This is a genomic window from Streptomyces sp. NC-S4 (assembly GCF_054353315.1).
This window is the reverse complement of sequence record NZ_CM135937.1, coordinates 1,383,159-1,398,918: the sequence shown is the minus strand read 5'-3', so window position 1 is coordinate 1,398,918 and position 15,760 is coordinate 1,383,159. Positions and strand designations below refer to the sequence as shown.

Sequence of the window (15,760 nt, the reverse complement as noted above, 5' to 3'; positions counted from 1 at the left end):
GCTCACTCCCCGCGCCGCAGGCCCGGGCGCAGCGCCACGAGCTCGGCCAGTTCGGCATCGGTCAGTTCGGTCAGCGCGCCCTCCCCGCCCGCGAGGACGGAGTCGGCGAGGGCGCGTTTGCGGGCCAGGAGCTCGGCGATCCGGTCCTCGACGGTGCCTTCGGCGATGATCCGGTGGACCTGGACGGGCTGGGTCTGGCCGATGCGGTAGGCGCGGTCGGTGGCCTGTTCCTCGACGGCCGGGTTCCACCAGCGGTCGAAGTGGATGACGTGCCCGGCCCGGGTGAGGTTCAGCCCGGTGCCCGCCGCCTTCAGGGACAGCAGGAAGACGGGCACCTCGCCGGCCTGGAAGCGGTCGACCAGCTCCTCACGGTGCGGCACCGGCGTCCCGCCGTGCAGGAACTGCGAGCTGATCCCCCGGGCCCGCAGGTGCTTCTCCAGGATCCTGGCCATCGCCACGTACTGGGTGAAGACGAGGGCGGATCCGCCCTCGGCCAGGATCGTGTCGAGGAGCTCGTCGAGCAGCTCCAGCTTTCCGGAGCGGGCAACGGCGCCGCCGGCCCCACCGGCCCCACCGGCCTCCTTGGCGCCGCGTTCCGAGGGGCCGTGCTCCCGCAGGTAGTGGGCCGGGTGGTTGCAGATCTGCTTCAGGGAGGTCAGCAGCTTGACCACCAGACCGCGCCGCTCCATCCCGTCCGCCTCCGAGATCGCGGCGAGGGTCTCGCGTACGACCGCCTCGTAGAGCGAGGTCTGTTCACGGGTGAGGGCGACGGTGTGGTCGGTCTCGGTCTTGGGCGGCAGCTCGGGCGCGATGCCGGGATCGGACTTCTTGCGGCGCAGCAGGAACGGCCGTACCAGCGCGGACAGCCGGGCGGCGGCCTGCGGGTCGCTGCCGCTCTCGACGGGGTCGGCGTAGCGGGAGCGGAAGGTGCCGAGGCGGCCGAGGATTCCGGGAGTGGTCCAGTCGAGGATGGCCCACAGCTCGGCGAGGTCGTTCTCGACGGGGGTGCCGGTCAGAGCCACGCGGGCCGGGGCCGGGATGGTGCGCAGGGCCTTGGCGGTGGCGGAACGCGGGTTCTTGACGTGCTGGGCCTCGTCGGCGACGACCATGCCCCACCGGGTGGTGGCGAGTTCGGGCGCGTGCAGGCGCATGGTGCCGTAGGTGGTGAGCACGAACCCGCCCGTGGGACCCGTGGGACCCGTGGGTCCCGTGGGACCCGTGAGTCCGGTGAGGCTGCGCCCCGGTCCGTGGAAGCGGCGTACGGGGGTGCCGGGGGCGAACTTCTCGATCTCCCGCTGCCAGTTGCCCAGCAGCGAGGCCGGGCACACCACCAGGGTGGGCCCGGCGGTGGCGGGTTCGGTGTCCGGGGCCGACGGCCGGTTGCGGTGCAGGTGGAGTGCGATGAGCGTGACGGTCTTGCCGAGGCCCATGTCGTCGGCGAGACAGGCGCCGAGGCCGAGCGACGTCATCCGGACCAGCCAGCGCAGACCGCGCAGCTGGTAGTCGCGCAGGGTGGCCCGCAGCTCCGGCGGCGCGCCGGGGGCGTCGGGAGTATCGGGGGTGTCGGGGGTCGCGGGGGTTTCCCGCGGTTCGGCTGCGAGGCGCGCCCGTAGCCCCTCCAGCGGGCCGGTGGCCTCTACGTCGACCCGCTTGCCGTCGATCTCCGCCGACCCGGTGAGTACGGCGGCCAGTGCGTCCGCGCCCGCGATCCTGCGATCCTGGCGGGCGCGGGCCCGCCGGGCCTCGGCGGGGTCGACCAGGACCCACTGGTCGCGCAGCCGGACCAGGGGGCGCTTGGCCTCGGCGAGCCGGTCGAGTTCGGCGCGGGTGAGATCGCCCTGGTCGCCGAGGGCATGGCGCCAGCTGAAGGAGAGCAGCGCGCCGGGGGAGAGCAGGCCGGAGGGGCGGGTACCCACGGAGGTGTCGCCGGAGGCGTCGTCGGGCGTGGCGTCGGGGGAGCCGAGGACGGCCCGGACGTTCAGGTCGCGCACGAGCCCGCGCGGCCAGTGCACCTGGACCCCGTCGGCGGCCAGGGCGGCCGCGGCTTCGCCGAGCAGCTCCGTGACCTCCTCGTCGGCGAGTTCCACCGCGTCCGGGACGGCCGAGCCCAGCAGCGGGGCGAGTGGGGGCCACAGCCGGGCGGCGCGGCGCAGGGCGCGGAGGGCGTCCATCCGGACGCCGGGCGGGAAGGCGGCCGCGGCGGCACCGGATCCGGACCAGACGTCGGCGGCATCGGCGACGAGGGCGGCGTCGGACAGGCTGTGCATCTGCAGGACGGCCCGGAAGCCCGGGGCGGCGTCGGAGGACTGCTCCGCGGCCGGGTCGAGCACCGGGGCGAGGGCCGGATCGAGGGCCGGATCGAGGGCCGGATCGAGCTCGATCCGCAGGGAGATCCGGACGCCGGCGTCATGGCCGGCGGCGACCTCGGCGGCCCATCCGCGCAGCTCGGGGTGGAGCCGCGGCGGGCGGTCGGCGTAGACGGGGCCACCGGCGGCCGCGGGGGCGGCGGGGGAGCGGGGCAGGGTGTCGGCGACGGCGTCGAGGAAGGCCCGCAGCAGCGGCTCCGGTGCGGGCAGCCGGGCCGGGCCGTCGGCGTTCAGCGGCACGCAGTGGGCGGCGGGCGGCATGGCGGCGGCCAGTTCCCGGACCTCGTCGAGGTCTCCGGGCTCCAGCGGCCCGATCCGCCAGGCGTCGTGGCCGGTGGGGCTCAGCCCGGGCAGCAGCTGCCCGCGCGCGGCGAAGCGCAGGGCGAGCAGCGCCGCGGCGCCCCAGAACGCCGTGGCGGAGCTGACGGTGGCCTCGCCCCCACCGGCGGTCCCCGCCGCGGCCGCCGCGGACCGGGCGCGGGTGAGGAGGGGCAGGGCTTCGTCCATGGACAGGACGCGCGCGACCACGGTGGCCCGGCGCAGGCCGGGGGTGATGACCGTGAGCTCCTCCGAGCCGTCGGCACCGGCAGGAGCGCCGGGCACCGTGCCGCCGGTCCGCCAGAGGGCGATCCGGGAGCCGCGCGGCGGGTCGGCGGGAAGGAACACGGCGCAGTGGTGGTGGGCGAGGCCGGAGATTTCAGGAAGCACGCATTCCTCAAATTTGACTACCGGGTACGGGGTTGCCGAGGGTACCTCACCGAGGGCGCCGGCGACGGGGGCCTCGGCTGCGCCCCGGGCGACTTCGAGGGCCGTCCGGGTGTCGGGGAACGCGCGGTCGCGACGGGGCGTTGAGCGGGTAGGAGTGGTCGACGGCAGGAGGAGGTGTCCGCAGATGTCCACGAGCGGAAAGATCGCGGTTGCCGGAGTCGTGGCAGCCATCGTGCTGTTCTGGACCGTGGGGTTCTGGGCGGGGCTGCTGGTCCTGATCGGCGTGCCGGTCGCCGCCTACCTCCTGCTGGATTCCTCCCAGCGGCGTCGTCTGCGGGGATTGTCCAGGAAGCAGATAGGCCGCTGACCGCGGCCGCCGCGCACTCGCCCGGCGGGGTGGCCGGGCTCCGGTTTCGACGCGGAGCCCGGCAGGCATGACCGCGGGGCCGGGGCCCGGTCCTGAACCCATTGGGTGGGGGCGACGCCCGGAGGGTGCGGCTCGCCCGGACGGTGGCCGGGTCAGGCGGCGCCGCTCACGGCGACCGGGGCGAGGTCCGCTTCGAGCAGCATCTGGGACGCGTGGTCCACGAGGTGCCGGAGCACCGGCAGGTAGGTCTCGTCGCCGCCCAGCTCGTCGAGGATTCGGTATCCCTCGGCGCGGAACGCGTCGATCTCCGCCCGGTACCGGTCGAGGGCGGTGGGGGTCCGCAGCAGTCCCTCGAGTTCCGCTCTGGCCTGGTGCGAGCGCCCGGCGATGGCGCACAGGTCCAGGATCCGCTCCCGGGAATCCGGCGAGGCGTCCTCGAGGACGGAGGCGAGCAGATAGGTGACCGTGCCGTTCAGCACGTCCTCGTTGCGGCCGGACAGGATGTCTTCCTGGTCGTTGAATATTTGCCAAAGGATGCCGAAGACGTAGCCGAATTCACGCCACAGCTCGACCTTCTCGGCCGATGCTCCCGAAAATATCGCGGCCATTGCCGTGATCATTCCGAACGGCGCACCGGACTTGCCGCGGTAGGTCTCGACGACCGATTTCCGCGAGGCGCTGCAGATGTCCCCGCGCATGTCGTCGATCTGGCCGTCGACGCCGATGATCCAGCCGTTCAGGATCTCGGTTATCAGTGCGCTGCGCGCCGCCTCCGGGAGATCCTGCGAGAGGAGGATCTGAATGGGCAGCGAGTTCCCCGTGATGACGGACGCGAGCAGCGCTTCGTTCTCGGTGAGCTCGCCCGAGATGGAGGCGCCGTTGGCGTCCGCCAGGTCGTCGAGGTAGCAGGCCGAGGTCCACCACAGCAGATGGACGGCGGACAGCGGTATGGCCGGCCTCGGATTACCGGTCTCTATGGCGTGCGTGAGGAGCGGCAGCACCGAGAGGGGATGTCTCAGTTTGCGGTGCTCCAAGAGCTTGGCCACTGAGTTCCTGGTCGTGCTCGCCAGTGGGCCGAGACGCTCCAGCGCGGTGTCGATCTCCGCGTCGATGTCCTGCGAGACTTCCCGGTGCAGGTCCAGGTAGGACATGGAATTCAAGAATGGCCTCCGTCGTGGAATGGGCCACAGGTGCGAGGTGCGCACCTTTGAGCCGCTTGACTGGCCGATTCGATCATTCCGGAGGAGGGGGATCCAGAGCGATTTCCGGTCTCCGTGGCTGGTTCTTTTCGATCACGAGAGGTCGGGACGGTCCGCGCGGGGAGGCCGGGCGCCGACCGACCACCCGGTACGCGTCGTGCGCCGGGGCCACCGCCTCTGCCTTCGCGGCCGTCACTGCCGCCGCCCGCTCCGATGGCCGTTCACGAGGGGCGGACCGCGATGCGGTCGAGTGCCGTCAGCAGGTCCTGCAGGTCCGGCAGGGCCGAGGAGCCTTCGTGAGGGACCGTGAGCACCTCGCTCGGTTCCTCGTCCAGCAGGACGAAGGCCGTCTCTCCGGTGCGCGCCACGAGAGACCAGCCGGGCCCGTCCACCCGCAGGGTACGGGCCTCCTCGCCGGCGAACGAGGACCGCACCCGGCCGGGCGGTGGCGGGTTCTCCGTGTACGCCACGGCCTCTTCCAGCGCCCGCGCGAGCCCGGGGTGTGCGGCGGCGGCCGCCCCGCCGTCCGTGGCCACGCGCTCCCGCCAGTCCGCCCACTCCCGCGCGATCTGGTCCGCGCCCATCCGCCGCTGTACCGGACCCCATGCGTCCGCCGAGGGCGGGGCGAGCGGGACCCGCCCCGTACCGTCCGCGCCCTGCTCGGGATCGTGCGGCTCCGGGATCCCCGAAGCGGCCACCGACAGGTCCAGCGGCCAGCCCGCCAGCGAGACCACGATCGTCCGCTCGTCGGGGGACAGGTCGTACTCCATCCCGCAGTCCCAGGAGGCGATGGCCGTCGCGACGAGCGAGACGTCGTCCACGACGACCGTCCAGCGCGCGCCCTCCTCGTCCTGGCCGAGCACCAGCCCGTACCCCTCCCCGCCCGGCGCCACGCCCAGCAGGGCGCAGGCCTCGGGGAAGTCGTCGCCCAGGATGCTGGGGAACTGCGCCGGGGTCAGCAGCACGGCGGTCAGCACGTACAGCGAGCCGCCGCCCTCGTCGTCGGACACCTGGCCTCCCGGTAGCTCTCTCGTCGGCGCACCTTAACCAGCGGGTAACCCGCCCGTCGAGAGCCTGCGGGACACGATTTCCAAGGCTGCTACCTGCACGTAGAGTTGGGAACCCGCCACAGAAAGGGACACCCGGTGCAGCGTTACGATCGGCTGAGGGAGATCCTCCGTCTCGATCCCGACAAGGATTTCCTCGCCATCTACCGGCTCACCGCCACCTACGAGTTCCCCTGGGACTTCACCCGCGCCCTGGAACTCGCCCTGTTCCGGACATATGCCGTCCCGAGCATCGGCGGCCTGCTAGCCGAGACGGCCGAGTTCACCGACCGGACCCAGAAGCGCTACGACGACACCGCACTGCTCCTGGACGCGGTCGTCGAGCACGGTTTCGAGAGCGACACCGCGCGCACCGCCATCCGCCGTGTCAACCAGATGCACCGCAGCTACGACATCTCCAACGAGGACATGCGCTACGTCCTGAGCACCTTCGTGGTGATTCCGGCGCGCTGGCTGGACGCCTACGGTTGGCGTCCGCTGACCCATCACGAGCGCAGGGCCTGCGCGAACTACTACGCCACCCTCGGCCGCCACCTGGGCATCACGGACATCCCAGGCACCTACGAGGAGTTCGAAACCACCCTCGACGCCTACGAGGAGGCCCACTTCGGCTGGGACGAGGGCGCCCGCAAGGTCGCCGACTCCACCCTCGACCTCATGGCCTCCTGGTACCCGGCGCCGGTCGCCCCCGCCGTGCGGCGCGCGAGCCTCGCCCTCCTCGACGAGTCGCTGCTCGACGCATTCCGCTACGAGACCCCCCGCGCCCCGGTCCGGGGCCTCGTCCACGGCGCGCTGTGGCTGCGCGGCCGCGCGGTACGGCTCCTGCCCCCGCGCCGAGCCCCGCACTACGCCCGCCAGAACCCGGAGATCAAGGGCTATCCGGACGGCTACGACGTGGGCGAGCTCGGCACGTTCCCCGTGCCCGGCTCGGGCGGCTGCCCCGTTCCGCATCCCCGCCGGCCCGCCGGAGCGGACGCCCAGCCTCCGGCCTGATCCCGGGCGCCTGCGCGGACCCCGGGCGCGGGACCGGCGTACGGGTGCATTCAGGAACGCCGTACGGCCAGCACCAGGAAACGGTCGTCTTCATCGGCGTACGAGGTCATGTCCCAGCCCGAACCGGTGAGCAGCGGGCCGAGGTTGTGCTCGGCACGCATGTCCTGCGGGGTCAGCTCGCGGCCGTGCCGCGCGGCGAGGGCCGCTCGGCCGATCGGGTGGAAGAGCGCGAGCCCGCCACCGGGGCGGACCACCCGGGCGAGCTCGCGCAGGTTCGCCCCCGGATCGGGCAGGTGGGCGATGAGCCCGGCGGCGAACACCGCGTCGAGCACCTCGTCGCGCAGCGGCAGCCGGGCCACGTCGGCCAGCAGCAGGGCGCCCTCGGCGTCCCGCCCCGCCCGCCGCGCGGCGGCCAGCATCTGCGGGGTGAGGTCCACGCCGAGCACGGTCCCGGCGGGTCCGACGGCGGCCCGCAGCGCGGTCATGGCGCGCCCGGTGCCGCAGCCCGCGTCGAGCACGCGGTCTCCGGGCCGCAGCCCGAACTCGGTCACGGCGGTGGTGAACGCGGGCCCGTCCCCGGGAAACCTGCGGTCCCAGTCGGCCGCACGCGCCCCGAAGAACTCCTGCACGTGTGTGTGGTCTTCGCTCATGCGGCCATGATCCCCCACAGGCACCCGCCGGAGTCCCCGCCCACCTGCGGACCGTGTGCAAGCTGGCACGTGGTGTGATCGAAGATGAACGTAGCTCTGTCATATTCCAGCAGTTCCAGCTGCTTTCGAAATGCGCCCCCTGTTCGCGCCCTCACCCGGACTAGCGTCCCGTGGCCATGGGACACCTGGGACATCTGGACCACGCCGCCTACGGGTGGCTGACACCCGCGCTGTCATATGTGATGGCATCGATCGGTGCCGCCCTCGGGCTGCGCTGCACCGTCCGGGCTCTCGCCACGACCGGAGCCTCCCGCCGCAACTGGCTCCTCACCGCGGCCTCCGCCATCGGCACCGGCATCTGGACCATGCACTTCGTCGCGATGCTCGGCTTCGAGGTCACGGGCACCGAGATCCACTACGACGTGCCGCTCACGATCCTCAGCCTGCTCGTCGCCGTGCTGGTCGTCGGCGCCGGAGTCTTCGCCGTCGGCTACGGCAAGGACCGCGGCCGGTCTCTCGTTCTGGGCGGTCTGACCACCGGGCTCGGCGTCGCCAGCATGCACTACCTGGGCATGGCGGCCCTGCGTCTGCACGGCGACGTCTCCTACGATCCGCTCACCGTCGGACTCTCCGTCGCCATCGCCGTGATCGCGGCGACCGCGGCCCTGTGGGCCGCGCTCAACATCAAGTCACCGGTGGCGGTCGCCGTCGCCTCGCTCGTCATGGGCGCCGCTGTCAGCAGCATGCACTACACGGGGATGATGGCCGTCGCCGTCAGCGTCAGCCCCTCGGACGCGGCCCTGCCCGGAGCCACGGCCATGCAGTTCATCTTCCCGCTCGCCGTCGGGCTGGGCTCCTACCTGTTCATCACCGCCGCCTTCGTCGCGCTCTCCCCGACGATCGACGAACGCACCGCCTCCGCTTCGGCGCGGCACCTGGGGGAGCACACCGTGACCGCCCACTGACCCCCACTGCCCCCCACTGCCCCCACCGCCGCGTACCGGCCATCACCTGTCCGTCCCACCTCCCACACCGCACCCGTAGGCACCGCCCGGAACGAGGAGCCCATGCGAACACCCCGCAGAAGACCGGAAGCAGCGGCGCCGCGGCTGCCCGCGCCCCCGGCACGCGGCCGCCGGGCCCACGCCGGGCCGCCGGCCGAGGAACCGGCCGAGCTCCCGGGCCACCGGCCCGACCCGCCCGCCGCGCGCGCGAGTGGAGGCCGCCGGCGGTTGCGCCTGCGCCCCGCCACCGTCCGCGCGAAGATCGTCTCGCTGCTGATGGTCCCGGTCGTCTCGCTCCTCGCCCTCTGGGCCTTCGCCACCGTCAACACCGCCCAGGACATGGCCCGGCTCAGCCGCGTCCACCAGGTCGACACCGAGATACGCACGCCCGTCGCCGCCGCCGTCACCGAGCTCCAGGCCGAACGGCGGGCCGCCGTCCGTCTGCTCGCCGACCCCGCTTCCGACCCGGGCGCCCTGGACCAGCAGGCCCGCCGGACCGACGCCGCCGTGCAGCGGCTGCGGCTCGGTGACCAGCACACCGTCGCCGACTCCGGCGACTACCGCTCCGACATCGTGGTCCGGCTGGAGGCGTTCGTAGCCGCCGTCGAAGGCCTGGGCGCGTCGCGCAAGGACATCACCGACCGCCGCGCCACCCCCGAGGCGGCCTACACCATCTACACCCGCGTGGTCGACTCCGCCTTCGCCGTCGGCGGCGCCCTGACCGGCGGGGAGAAGGCCGAACTCGGCCCCGACGCCCGGGTCCTGCTCGAGTTCTCCCGCGCCGCGGAACTGCTCTCACGGGAGGACGCGCTGCTCGCCGCCCCCGGACCGCGTACGGCCGAAACGCTTCGGCAGCTGACCGGCGCCGTCGAGTCCCGCCGCGCACTCACCGACGCCGCCGCCCGTGACCTCCCCGCCGAACAGCAGGCCGTCTGGGAGTCCGCCGCCAAGAGCGCCGCCTACGCCGACCTCACCGGCGCCGAGGACCGGGCGCTGGCCGCGGGCACCTCCAAGGAGAGCCGCGGGTTGCCCGCCGGATGGGAGGCAGCCCACAACGGCATCGCCTCCTCGATGAGGGAGGTCGAGGCCGCCGCGCAGGCCGCGGCCGCCGACCGGGCCGGCCCGTTCACCGAGGGGGCGCTCACCCCGGCCGGGGCCGCCGTGCTGCTGGGTCTGGCGGCCGTCGCCGCGTCCCTGGTCATCTCGGTCCGGATCGGCCGGGCGCTGGTCGTCGAACTCGTCTCGCTGCGCAACACCGCCCTGGAGATAGCCCACCGCAAACTGCCGCAGGCGATGGACCGGCTGCGCGCCGGCCAGGAGATCGACGTCGACGCCGAGACCCCGCCCGGGCCGCCGGCCGAGGACGAGATCACCCAGGTCGGCGAGGCGCTCGGCACCGTCCACCGGGCCGCGCTCAGCGCCGCCGTCGAACGGGCGGAACTCGCCGACGGGATCTCCGGTGTCTTCGTCAACCTCGCCCGCCGCAGCCAGGTACTCGTCCACAGACAGCTCACCCTGCTCGACTCGATGGAGCGTCGCGCCGACGACCCGAACGAGCTCGGCGACCTCTTCCGCCTCGACCACCTGACCACCCGGATGCGCCGGCACGCAGAAAGTCTGATCATCCTGTCGGGGGCCGCTCCGGGCCGGGCCTGGCGGACGCCGGTCCCCCTCACGAACGTCGTGCGGGCCGCCGTCTCCGAGATCGAGGACTACCCGCGGATCGAGGTCCGGCAGCTCGCGGAGGCCGCCGTGGTCGGGGGCGCCGTCGCCGACCTCACCCACCTGCTCGCCGAACTCATCGAGAACGCGGCACAGTTCTCCCCGCCGCACACCAAGGTCCGGGTCAGCGGCGAGCCCGTCGGCACCGGCTACGTCCTGGAGGTCGAGGACCGCGGTCTCGGTATGGGCCTCGAATCCCTCGGCGACGCCAATCGCCGCATCGAGCAGTCCGAGTCCCTCGACCTCTTCGACAGTGACCGGCTCGGGCTCTTCGTGGTCAGCCGCCTCGCGGCCCGCCACGGGGTGAAGGTGCACCTGCGCAAGTCGCCCTACGGCGGCACCACCGCGGTGGTGCTCCTGCCCAAGACCATGCTCCAGGAAGCGATCACGACCGGAGCCCCGGCCGCTGCCGCTGCTGCCTCCGCCCACGGCTCGGCCCCGGATTCCGGCCCAGCGCCCCGCCCGGAGCCGCCCGCTCCTGCTCCTGCTCCTGTTCCGGCACCGAAGTCGGTCGCGGGGGCGGTCGCGGGGGCGGAACGGCCACCCGCCATGGCCGTCGTACGGGAGGACGCGCAGTCCCCGGCTCCGGACTCGGCCCCGGATCCCGAACACGAGGAGCCGCGCCCGGCTCCGGTGGCCTCGCTCCGGCCCCGCATCCCCGGTGGCGCGGGCACCCGTACCCGGACGGCCGCCGCGCCCCCGGCGTCGGTGACGGAACTGCCGCGCAGGGTGCGCCAGGCCAGTCTCGTCCCGCAGCTTCGCGAGGCCCCCGCCCCGCAGGAACCGGCCGCATCACGCCTCCCCGAGGAGCCGCCGGGCCGCAGCCCCGAACAGGCCCGGGACCGGATGGCGGCCTACCGCGCCGGCTGGGTCCGCGGCGCCCAGGAGAACTCCCCTCACGAAGGCAGCGAAGGAGAAGTGTGATGATCGAACACCAAAGGATCGACCTCGACGGCGGCCGCAGGTCCGGCGAACTGGACTGGCTGCTCGACGACCTGGTGCTCCGGGTGCGCGAGGTCCGGCATGCCGTGGTCCTCTCCAACGACGGCCTGGCGGTCGGCGCTTCCAGCGCGCTCGGCCGGGAGGACGCCGAGCACCTGGCGGCGGTGGCCTCCGGCTTCCACAGCCTGGCCAAGGGCGCGGGCCGGCACTTCCACGCCGGGGGCGTGCGCCAGACGATGGTCGAGATGGACGAGGGCTTCCTCTTCGTCGCGGCCGCCGGCGACGGCTCATGCCTGGCCGTCATCAGTGCCGCCAGTGCCGATATCGGCCTGATCGCCTACGAGATGGCCCGGTTGGTGAAGCGGGTCGGCGAGCACCTCTACACCCCGCCCCGGTTCGCGGCGCACCCGCCGGCCGCAGGCTGAGGGCGGCGGTCCGGCACATGGACGGCCAGTGGTACGACGCCGAAGCGGGCCCGCTCGTCCGTCCGTACGCCATGACCGGCGGGCGTACGAAGCCGGGACCCCACGGGGTCCGCTTCGACCTGATCGCGCTGGTCGCGGTCGACGCGACGGGCACGGACGAGGCGGCCGAGTCGCTCCTGGGCCCCGAACACCGGGCACTGCTCGGACTCTGCCGGTCCGAGACCCAGTCGGTGGCCGAACTCGCCGCCGACGCGGACCTGCCCGTGGGGGTGGTGCGGGTGCTCCTCGGGGACCTGCTGGAGGGCGGGTACGTCAGGGTCAGCCGGCCCGTACCGCCCGCGCAACTGCCGGACGAGCGGATTCTGCGTGAAGTCATCGAGGGATTGCGAGCGCTTTGATGGGACAGTACGACGACCGATCTGCCGGGCCTGCCGGATCTGCTCCGGCCCAGGACGCGGGCGCGGATCACAGCCCCGGGGAGGACCCCGAACTGGCCGCACTCGCCCTGAAGATCCTGGTCGCGGGCGGGTTCGGGGTGGGCAAGACCACGCTGGTGGGCGCGGTCAGCGAGATCCGGCCGCTGCGGACGGAGGAAGCGCTGAGCGAGGCGGGTGAGCTGGTCGACGACACGGGCGGCGTGGACCAGAAGACGACCACGACGGTGGCCATGGACTTCGGGCGGATCACCATCCGGTCCGGGCTGTCGCTCTACCTGTTCGGCACGCCGGGGCAGGACCGGTTCTGGTTCCTGTGGGACGAGCTGTCGCAGGGCGCGCTGGGCGCCGTGGTACTGGCCGACACGCGGCGGCTGGAGGACTGCTTTCCGGCGGTCGACTACTTCGAGCACCGGCGCATCCCGTTCGTGGTGGCGGTCAACTGCTTCACGGACGCGCGGCGGTACGGGGCGCACGACGTCGCGCGGGCCCTGGACCTGGAGCAGGGGACACCGGTGGTGCTGTGCGACGCGCGGGACCGGGACTCGGGGAAGGAAGTGCTGATCCGGCTGGTCGAGTACGCCGGGCGGGTGCACACCGCCCGGCTGCTGGACTCGGTGGGGTCGCAGGCCGATCCCGTGTGAACGGGACGGGTCGGCTGCGGGTGTCAGTCGGCGAGGTCGGCGAGCGCGATCACCTTGTCGATCGGGACCCTGACGAGGAGTTCGGTCGGGACGGCGTTGCGGCGGGCGAAGGCCTCCCCCTGCTCCTCACCCATGTAGCGGGTGGCGATCCGGGCCGCCCAGGCGTGCACTTCCTCCGGGCCGTCGCCGTACTCGCTGATCTGGGCGCGGCCCTGGAGGACGACGAAGGAGAAGGGTGGCCGCTCGTCGTCCACGCAGAGCGCGACCCGGCCGTCGCGGGCGAGGTTGCGTCCCTTGACGGTGTCCTTTCCGGTGTTGAAAACGAAGGAATCGCCGTCGAGTACGAACCAGATGGGAGCGATGTGCGGACTTCCGTCCTCGCTCACGGTGGAGAGCTTTCCGGTGCGGGTGGAGTGCGAGACGAACGCCCGCCATTCCTCTTGAGTCATCTTCTTCGCCATGGGGACATCCTCCTTGCCCGAAAGGCGCTGGTGGGGAAGGCTTGCGGCACGAGTACGCGGGGTGGGGCGCGGCCAGGTGGCCGACGTCAACGGGGAGGGGCCGGGAATGGCACTGGACAAGCAACTGGACTGGCTGCTGGACGACCTGACACGCAGGGTCCAGCAGGTGCGGCACGCGGTGGTGCTGTCCAACGACGGCCTGGTCACGGGGGCGAGCGCCGGACTGGCACGGGAGGACGCGGAACACCTGGCGGCTGTCGCGGCCGGTCTGCAGAGCCTTGCCAAGGGGTCCGGCCGCCACTTCCGGGCCGGTGAGGTGCGCCAGACGATGGTCGAGTACGACGAGGGAGCACTCTTCGTCATGGCGGCGGGAGCGGGCAGCAGCCTGTGTGTGCTGAGCGCCGCCGAGTCGGACATCGGTCAGGTCGCTTACGAGATGACGCTGCTGGTCAACCGGGTGGGCGAGCACCTGGGCGTTGCGGAACGGCGCATCACCGGCGGCTGAGTCCGGCACGCTTCGGCGCGGCGGGGGAGTTGTCCACAGGCATCGCGGAGTGTCATTGCGCTGAGTTACGGTCTTCACACAGAGTAATCATTGCTCGTGGGGGAGGACCGTGATGAAGCAGATGGAGACCGCACTTCGGGACGATGCGGCCGACGGCGCCGGGGCGGACGGCGCCGCGGACCTGCTGGTGGGCGGCGTGCAGGCCGCGGGCGAACTGGGCCTGAGCCGAAGCGAGTTCGCCAGAGCCGTTCAGCTGGGGATCGTCCGGGCCGGGCCGCGCACGCCCGCCGGGGCCGCGCGCTACGCACGGGCCGAGCTCGACCGCGTCAGGTCGCAGGCCGGCCCGCCGGGCACGCTGCGCGAGCGGGTGGAGACGGTGGCCGGGGCGGAGGCCGCGGCCGAGGTGGTGGGGATCGGCCCGAGCCGCTTCACACGGCTCGCACGCTGCGGGCACGTGACCCCGGTCGGCTACCGGATCAACCGGTACCGGGCCGTGGTGTGGCTCTATCTGACCGCCGAGCTACGGAGCTTCGCCGCGCGGGATCCGGGAATGCTGCGCGGGACCGCGCCCCCGGCGGACCGGGAACTGATGGCGGCCAAGGCGGATCTGCGCCCGCGCACGTGGCGCGAGCGGCATGTCGGGCTACTGCTGAGGCGGACCGCCGACCCGTGGGAGCGCGCCGCGGTACTGGCTTCCGTGCTGCCCGAGGGCGAGCTGCTGGAAGCCGTGCCCGACCCCGCGGAGCGAATCGTCCTGGCCGCCCTCGGCCCGCCCCCGCCGTACGGGCACCCGCAGGCTCCGGCGGCGGCCGCGGTGGCGACGGGGCTGTTGAAGGCCGGCCCGCCGGACGAGGTCCACTGGTACCGCACCAGCCTGGACTTCGCCCTGGCGGGGGCGCGGGGTCAGTCGAAGTCGACGGGGGAGAGGGGGCCGACGTAGACCCAGGCCCCGCCCTCGCGCGAGAAGCTGCTGTGCTCGTGCAGCGAGCCGGTGTGCCGGCCCTCGCGGTAGTGGGCGCGGAACTCCACCGAGCCCTCCGTCTCGAACATCCCGCCGCGTTCGGTGGCGAGGATCTCCAGCCGCTCCCAGCGCTGTTCGGGATCCAGGTCGAGGCGGTCCGGACGGGTGGCGGGGTGCCAGGAGCGCATCAGGTAGGCGGTGTCGCCGACGGCGAAGGCGCTGAACCGGGAGCGCATCAGCCGCTCGGCCGTGGGCGCCGAGCGGGCACCGGAGTGGAAGGGGCCGCAGCACTCCGGGTAGGTGGCGGGCAGCCCGCAGGGGCAGGGGAGGGCAGGGGTGGACATGGGTGTGCTCAGTTCTCCGGGGCGGGCTCGGACGGCTTGGCGGGGTACGGACGGAAGAGGCCCTCCTGGACCACGGACACCAGCAGCCTGCCCTCCACGTCGTAGATGCGGCCCCGGGCCAGGCCCCGGCCGCCGTGCGCGATGGGCGACTCCTGGTCGTACAGGAACCACTCGTCCGCCCGGAAGGGCCGGTGGAACCACATGGCGTGGTCCAGCGAGGCCATGTCGAAACCGCGCATGCCCCAAAGGGGTTCACCGGGATGCGCACGGCGTCGAGGAGGGTCATGTCACTTGCGTAGGTGAGGGCGCAGGTGTGGATGAGGGGGTCGTCGCCCAGGGGGCCGACCGCGCGCATCCACACCGCGCTGCGGGGATCGGATCCCGTGAGCTCCTCTGGAGTCCAGCGGAGCCGGTTGACGTACCGGATGTCGAAGGGCTGGCGGCGGGCCATCCGCTCCAGTGCCTCCGGCAGCGCCCCGAGGTGCTCGCGGATCTCGTCCGCGACCTTGGGGAGCGTGTCCGGGTGAGGGACGTGGTGAGGAGGCAGCTGGTGCTCGATGCCGCCCTCCTCCGGATGATGGAAGGAGGCGGTGAGATTGAAGATCGTCTTGCCCTGCTGGACCGCGGTGACCCGGCGCGTGGTGAAGGACCGCCCGTCGCGGACCCGCTCCACCTGGTACACGATCGGCACCCCGGGGATGCCGGGGCGCAGGAAGTACGCGTGCAGCGAGTGGACCGGGCGGTCGCTCTCCACGGTGCGCCCGGCGGCCACCAGAGCCTGGCCGGCGACCTGCCCGCCGAAGACCCGCTGGAGGGACTCCTGCGGGCTGGCGCCGCGGAAGATGTTGACCTCGATCTGCTCCAGATCGAGCAGATCGACCAGTCTCTCGGCGGGGTTCGTCATCAGAGGATCTCCACTGTCGGGTCCGGCGGGTCCGGTGGGCCGGGCGGGTACGGCGGCGTGCGGT

15 protein-coding genes and 1 pseudogene are annotated in these 15,760 nt (G+C 73.0%); 9 read left to right on the top strand and 7 right to left on the bottom strand.

Annotated elements, in window-relative coordinates; translation table 11 throughout:
• Nucleotides 1-2: 2 nt before the first annotated feature.
• On the bottom strand, nt 3-3,074 hold the full coding sequence (locus ACXNSR_RS05825) for a DEAD/DEAH box helicase (RefSeq protein ID WP_458641070.1): 3,072 nt from the start codon (nt 3,072-3,074) through the stop codon (nt 3-5).
• A gap of 184 nt (nt 3,075-3,258) precedes the next feature.
• Between ACXNSR_RS05825 and ACXNSR_RS05820 the strand changes: the two genes are divergently transcribed.
• Nucleotides 3,259-3,441 (top strand): hypothetical protein, encoded by a 183-nt coding sequence (locus tag ACXNSR_RS05820; RefSeq protein WP_458641069.1) that lies wholly within the window; start codon nt 3,259-3,261, stop codon nt 3,439-3,441.
• 152 nt (nt 3,442-3,593) lie between these two features.
• Here ACXNSR_RS05820 and ACXNSR_RS05815 read toward each other — a convergent pair whose 3' ends face one another.
• On the bottom strand, nt 3,594-4,592 hold the full coding sequence (locus ACXNSR_RS05815; protein WP_458643577.1) for a polyprenyl synthetase family protein: 999 nt from the start codon (nt 4,590-4,592) through the stop codon (nt 3,594-3,596).
• Between the two features lie 269 nt (nt 4,593-4,861).
• Nucleotides 4,862-5,650: a hypothetical protein gene (locus ACXNSR_RS05810; RefSeq protein WP_458641068.1), complete on the bottom strand. Its 789-nt coding sequence runs from the start codon at nt 5,648-5,650 to the stop codon at nt 4,862-4,864.
• 135 nt (nt 5,651-5,785) lie between these two features.
• On the opposite strand from ACXNSR_RS05810, the gene ACXNSR_RS05805 reads away from it, so the two are divergent.
• Nucleotides 5,786-6,700, top strand: a complete 915-nt coding sequence (locus tag ACXNSR_RS05805; protein WP_458641067.1) for an oxygenase MpaB family protein — start codon at nt 5,786-5,788, stop codon at nt 6,698-6,700.
• 50 nt (nt 6,701-6,750) lie between these two features.
• On the opposite strand, the gene ACXNSR_RS05800 is transcribed toward ACXNSR_RS05805, so the two are convergent.
• A complete protein-coding gene (locus ACXNSR_RS05800) occupies nt 6,751-7,350 on the bottom strand; it encodes a class I SAM-dependent methyltransferase (RefSeq protein ID WP_458641066.1) in 600 nt (199 codons plus the stop codon).
• 185 nt (nt 7,351-7,535) lie between these two features.
• Between ACXNSR_RS05800 and ACXNSR_RS05795 the strand changes: the two genes are divergently transcribed.
• From ACXNSR_RS05795 to ACXNSR_RS05775, 5 genes are all read left to right on the top strand, one after another.
• Nucleotides 7,536-8,315, top strand: a complete 780-nt coding sequence (locus ACXNSR_RS05795; protein ID WP_458643576.1) for an MHYT domain-containing protein — start codon at nt 7,536-7,538, stop codon at nt 8,313-8,315.
• 102 nt (nt 8,316-8,417) lie between these two features.
• Nucleotides 8,418-11,000, top strand: coding sequence for a sensor histidine kinase (locus ACXNSR_RS05790; protein ID WP_458641065.1), 2,583 nt, complete (start codon nt 8,418-8,420; stop codon nt 10,998-11,000).
• Nucleotides 11,000-11,443 carry a roadblock/LC7 domain-containing protein gene (locus tag ACXNSR_RS05785; RefSeq protein WP_458641064.1) on the top strand — a complete coding sequence of 148 codons (444 nt, stop codon included), beginning with the start codon at nt 11,000-11,002 and terminating at the stop codon, nt 11,441-11,443. The genes ACXNSR_RS05790 and ACXNSR_RS05785 overlap by 1 nt, the downstream gene beginning before the upstream one ends.
• A 17-nt stretch (nt 11,444-11,460) precedes the next feature.
• Nucleotides 11,461-11,841: a DUF742 domain-containing protein gene (locus ACXNSR_RS05780; protein WP_458641063.1), complete on the top strand. Its 381-nt coding sequence runs from the start codon at nt 11,461-11,463 to the stop codon at nt 11,839-11,841.
• On the top strand, nt 11,841-12,521 hold the full coding sequence (locus ACXNSR_RS05775) for a GTP-binding protein (protein ID WP_458641062.1): 681 nt from the start codon (nt 11,841-11,843) through the stop codon (nt 12,519-12,521). The genes ACXNSR_RS05780 and ACXNSR_RS05775 overlap by 1 nt, the downstream gene beginning before the upstream one ends.
• 23 nt (nt 12,522-12,544) lie before the next feature.
• On the opposite strand, the gene ACXNSR_RS05770 is transcribed toward ACXNSR_RS05775, so the two are convergent.
• Nucleotides 12,545-12,982 (bottom strand): PPOX class F420-dependent oxidoreductase, encoded by a 438-nt coding sequence (locus ACXNSR_RS05770; RefSeq protein WP_458641061.1) that lies wholly within the window; start codon nt 12,980-12,982, stop codon nt 12,545-12,547.
• A gap of 106 nt (nt 12,983-13,088) precedes the next feature.
• Here ACXNSR_RS05770 and ACXNSR_RS05765 point away from each other — a divergent pair, with 106 nt between their 5' ends.
• Both ACXNSR_RS05765 and ACXNSR_RS05760 read left to right on the top strand, forming a co-directional pair.
• Nucleotides 13,089-13,487 carry a roadblock/LC7 domain-containing protein gene (locus tag ACXNSR_RS05765; RefSeq protein WP_189734290.1) on the top strand — a complete coding sequence of 133 codons (399 nt, stop codon included), beginning with the start codon at nt 13,089-13,091 and terminating at the stop codon, nt 13,485-13,487.
• A 112-nt stretch (nt 13,488-13,599) separates the two neighbouring features.
• The gene (locus tag ACXNSR_RS05760) at nt 13,600-14,427 is read left to right on the top strand and encodes a DUF6397 family protein (RefSeq protein ID WP_458641060.1); all 828 of its coding nucleotides are present in this window, start codon (nt 13,600-13,602) and stop codon (nt 14,425-14,427) included.
• Here the strand turns inward: ACXNSR_RS05760 and ACXNSR_RS05755 are convergent.
• Together ACXNSR_RS05755 and ACXNSR_RS05750 are read right to left on the bottom strand one after the other, a co-directional pair.
• Nucleotides 14,391-14,792 (bottom strand): YchJ family protein, encoded by a 402-nt coding sequence (locus tag ACXNSR_RS05755; protein WP_458641059.1) that lies wholly within the window; start codon nt 14,790-14,792, stop codon nt 14,391-14,393. The genes ACXNSR_RS05760 and ACXNSR_RS05755 overlap by 37 nt on opposite strands.
• Nucleotides 14,793-14,800: 8 nt before the next feature.
• A pseudogene (locus ACXNSR_RS05750) lies at nt 14,801-15,696 on the bottom strand (acyl-CoA thioesterase).
• Nucleotides 15,697-15,760: the final 64 nt, after the last annotated feature.

Excerpts from the sequence above, each read along its gene's own strand:
- ACXNSR_RS05820 (WP_458641069.1), top strand. The coding sequence starts at position 3,259 with ATGTCCACGAGCGGAAAGATCGCGGTTGCCGGAGTCGTGGCAGCCATC.
- ACXNSR_RS05815 (WP_458643577.1), bottom strand. The coding sequence starts at position 4,592 with ATGTCCTACCTGGACCTGCACCGGGAAGTCTCGCAGGACATCGACGCG.
- ACXNSR_RS05800 (WP_458641066.1), bottom strand. The coding sequence starts at position 7,350 with ATGAGCGAAGACCACACACACGTGCAGGAGTTCTTCGGGGCGCGTGCG.
- ACXNSR_RS05790 (WP_458641065.1), top strand. The coding sequence starts at position 8,418 with ATGCGAACACCCCGCAGAAGACCGGAAGCAGCGGCGCCGCGGCTGCCC.
- ACXNSR_RS05785 (WP_458641064.1), top strand. The coding sequence starts at position 11,000 with ATGATCGAACACCAAAGGATCGACCTCGACGGCGGCCGCAGGTCCGGC.
- ACXNSR_RS05780 (WP_458641063.1), top strand. The coding sequence starts at position 11,461 with ATGGACGGCCAGTGGTACGACGCCGAAGCGGGCCCGCTCGTCCGTCCG.
- ACXNSR_RS05775 (WP_458641062.1), top strand. The coding sequence starts at position 11,841 with ATGGGACAGTACGACGACCGATCTGCCGGGCCTGCCGGATCTGCTCCG.
- ACXNSR_RS05770 (WP_458641061.1), bottom strand. The coding sequence starts at position 12,982 with ATGGCGAAGAAGATGACTCAAGAGGAATGGCGGGCGTTCGTCTCGCAC.
- ACXNSR_RS05765 (WP_189734290.1), top strand. The coding sequence starts at position 13,089 with ATGGCACTGGACAAGCAACTGGACTGGCTGCTGGACGACCTGACACGC.
- ACXNSR_RS05760 (WP_458641060.1), top strand. The coding sequence starts at position 13,600 with ATGAAGCAGATGGAGACCGCACTTCGGGACGATGCGGCCGACGGCGCC.
- ACXNSR_RS05755 (WP_458641059.1), bottom strand. The coding sequence starts at position 14,792 with ATGTCCACCCCTGCCCTCCCCTGCCCCTGCGGGCTGCCCGCCACCTAC.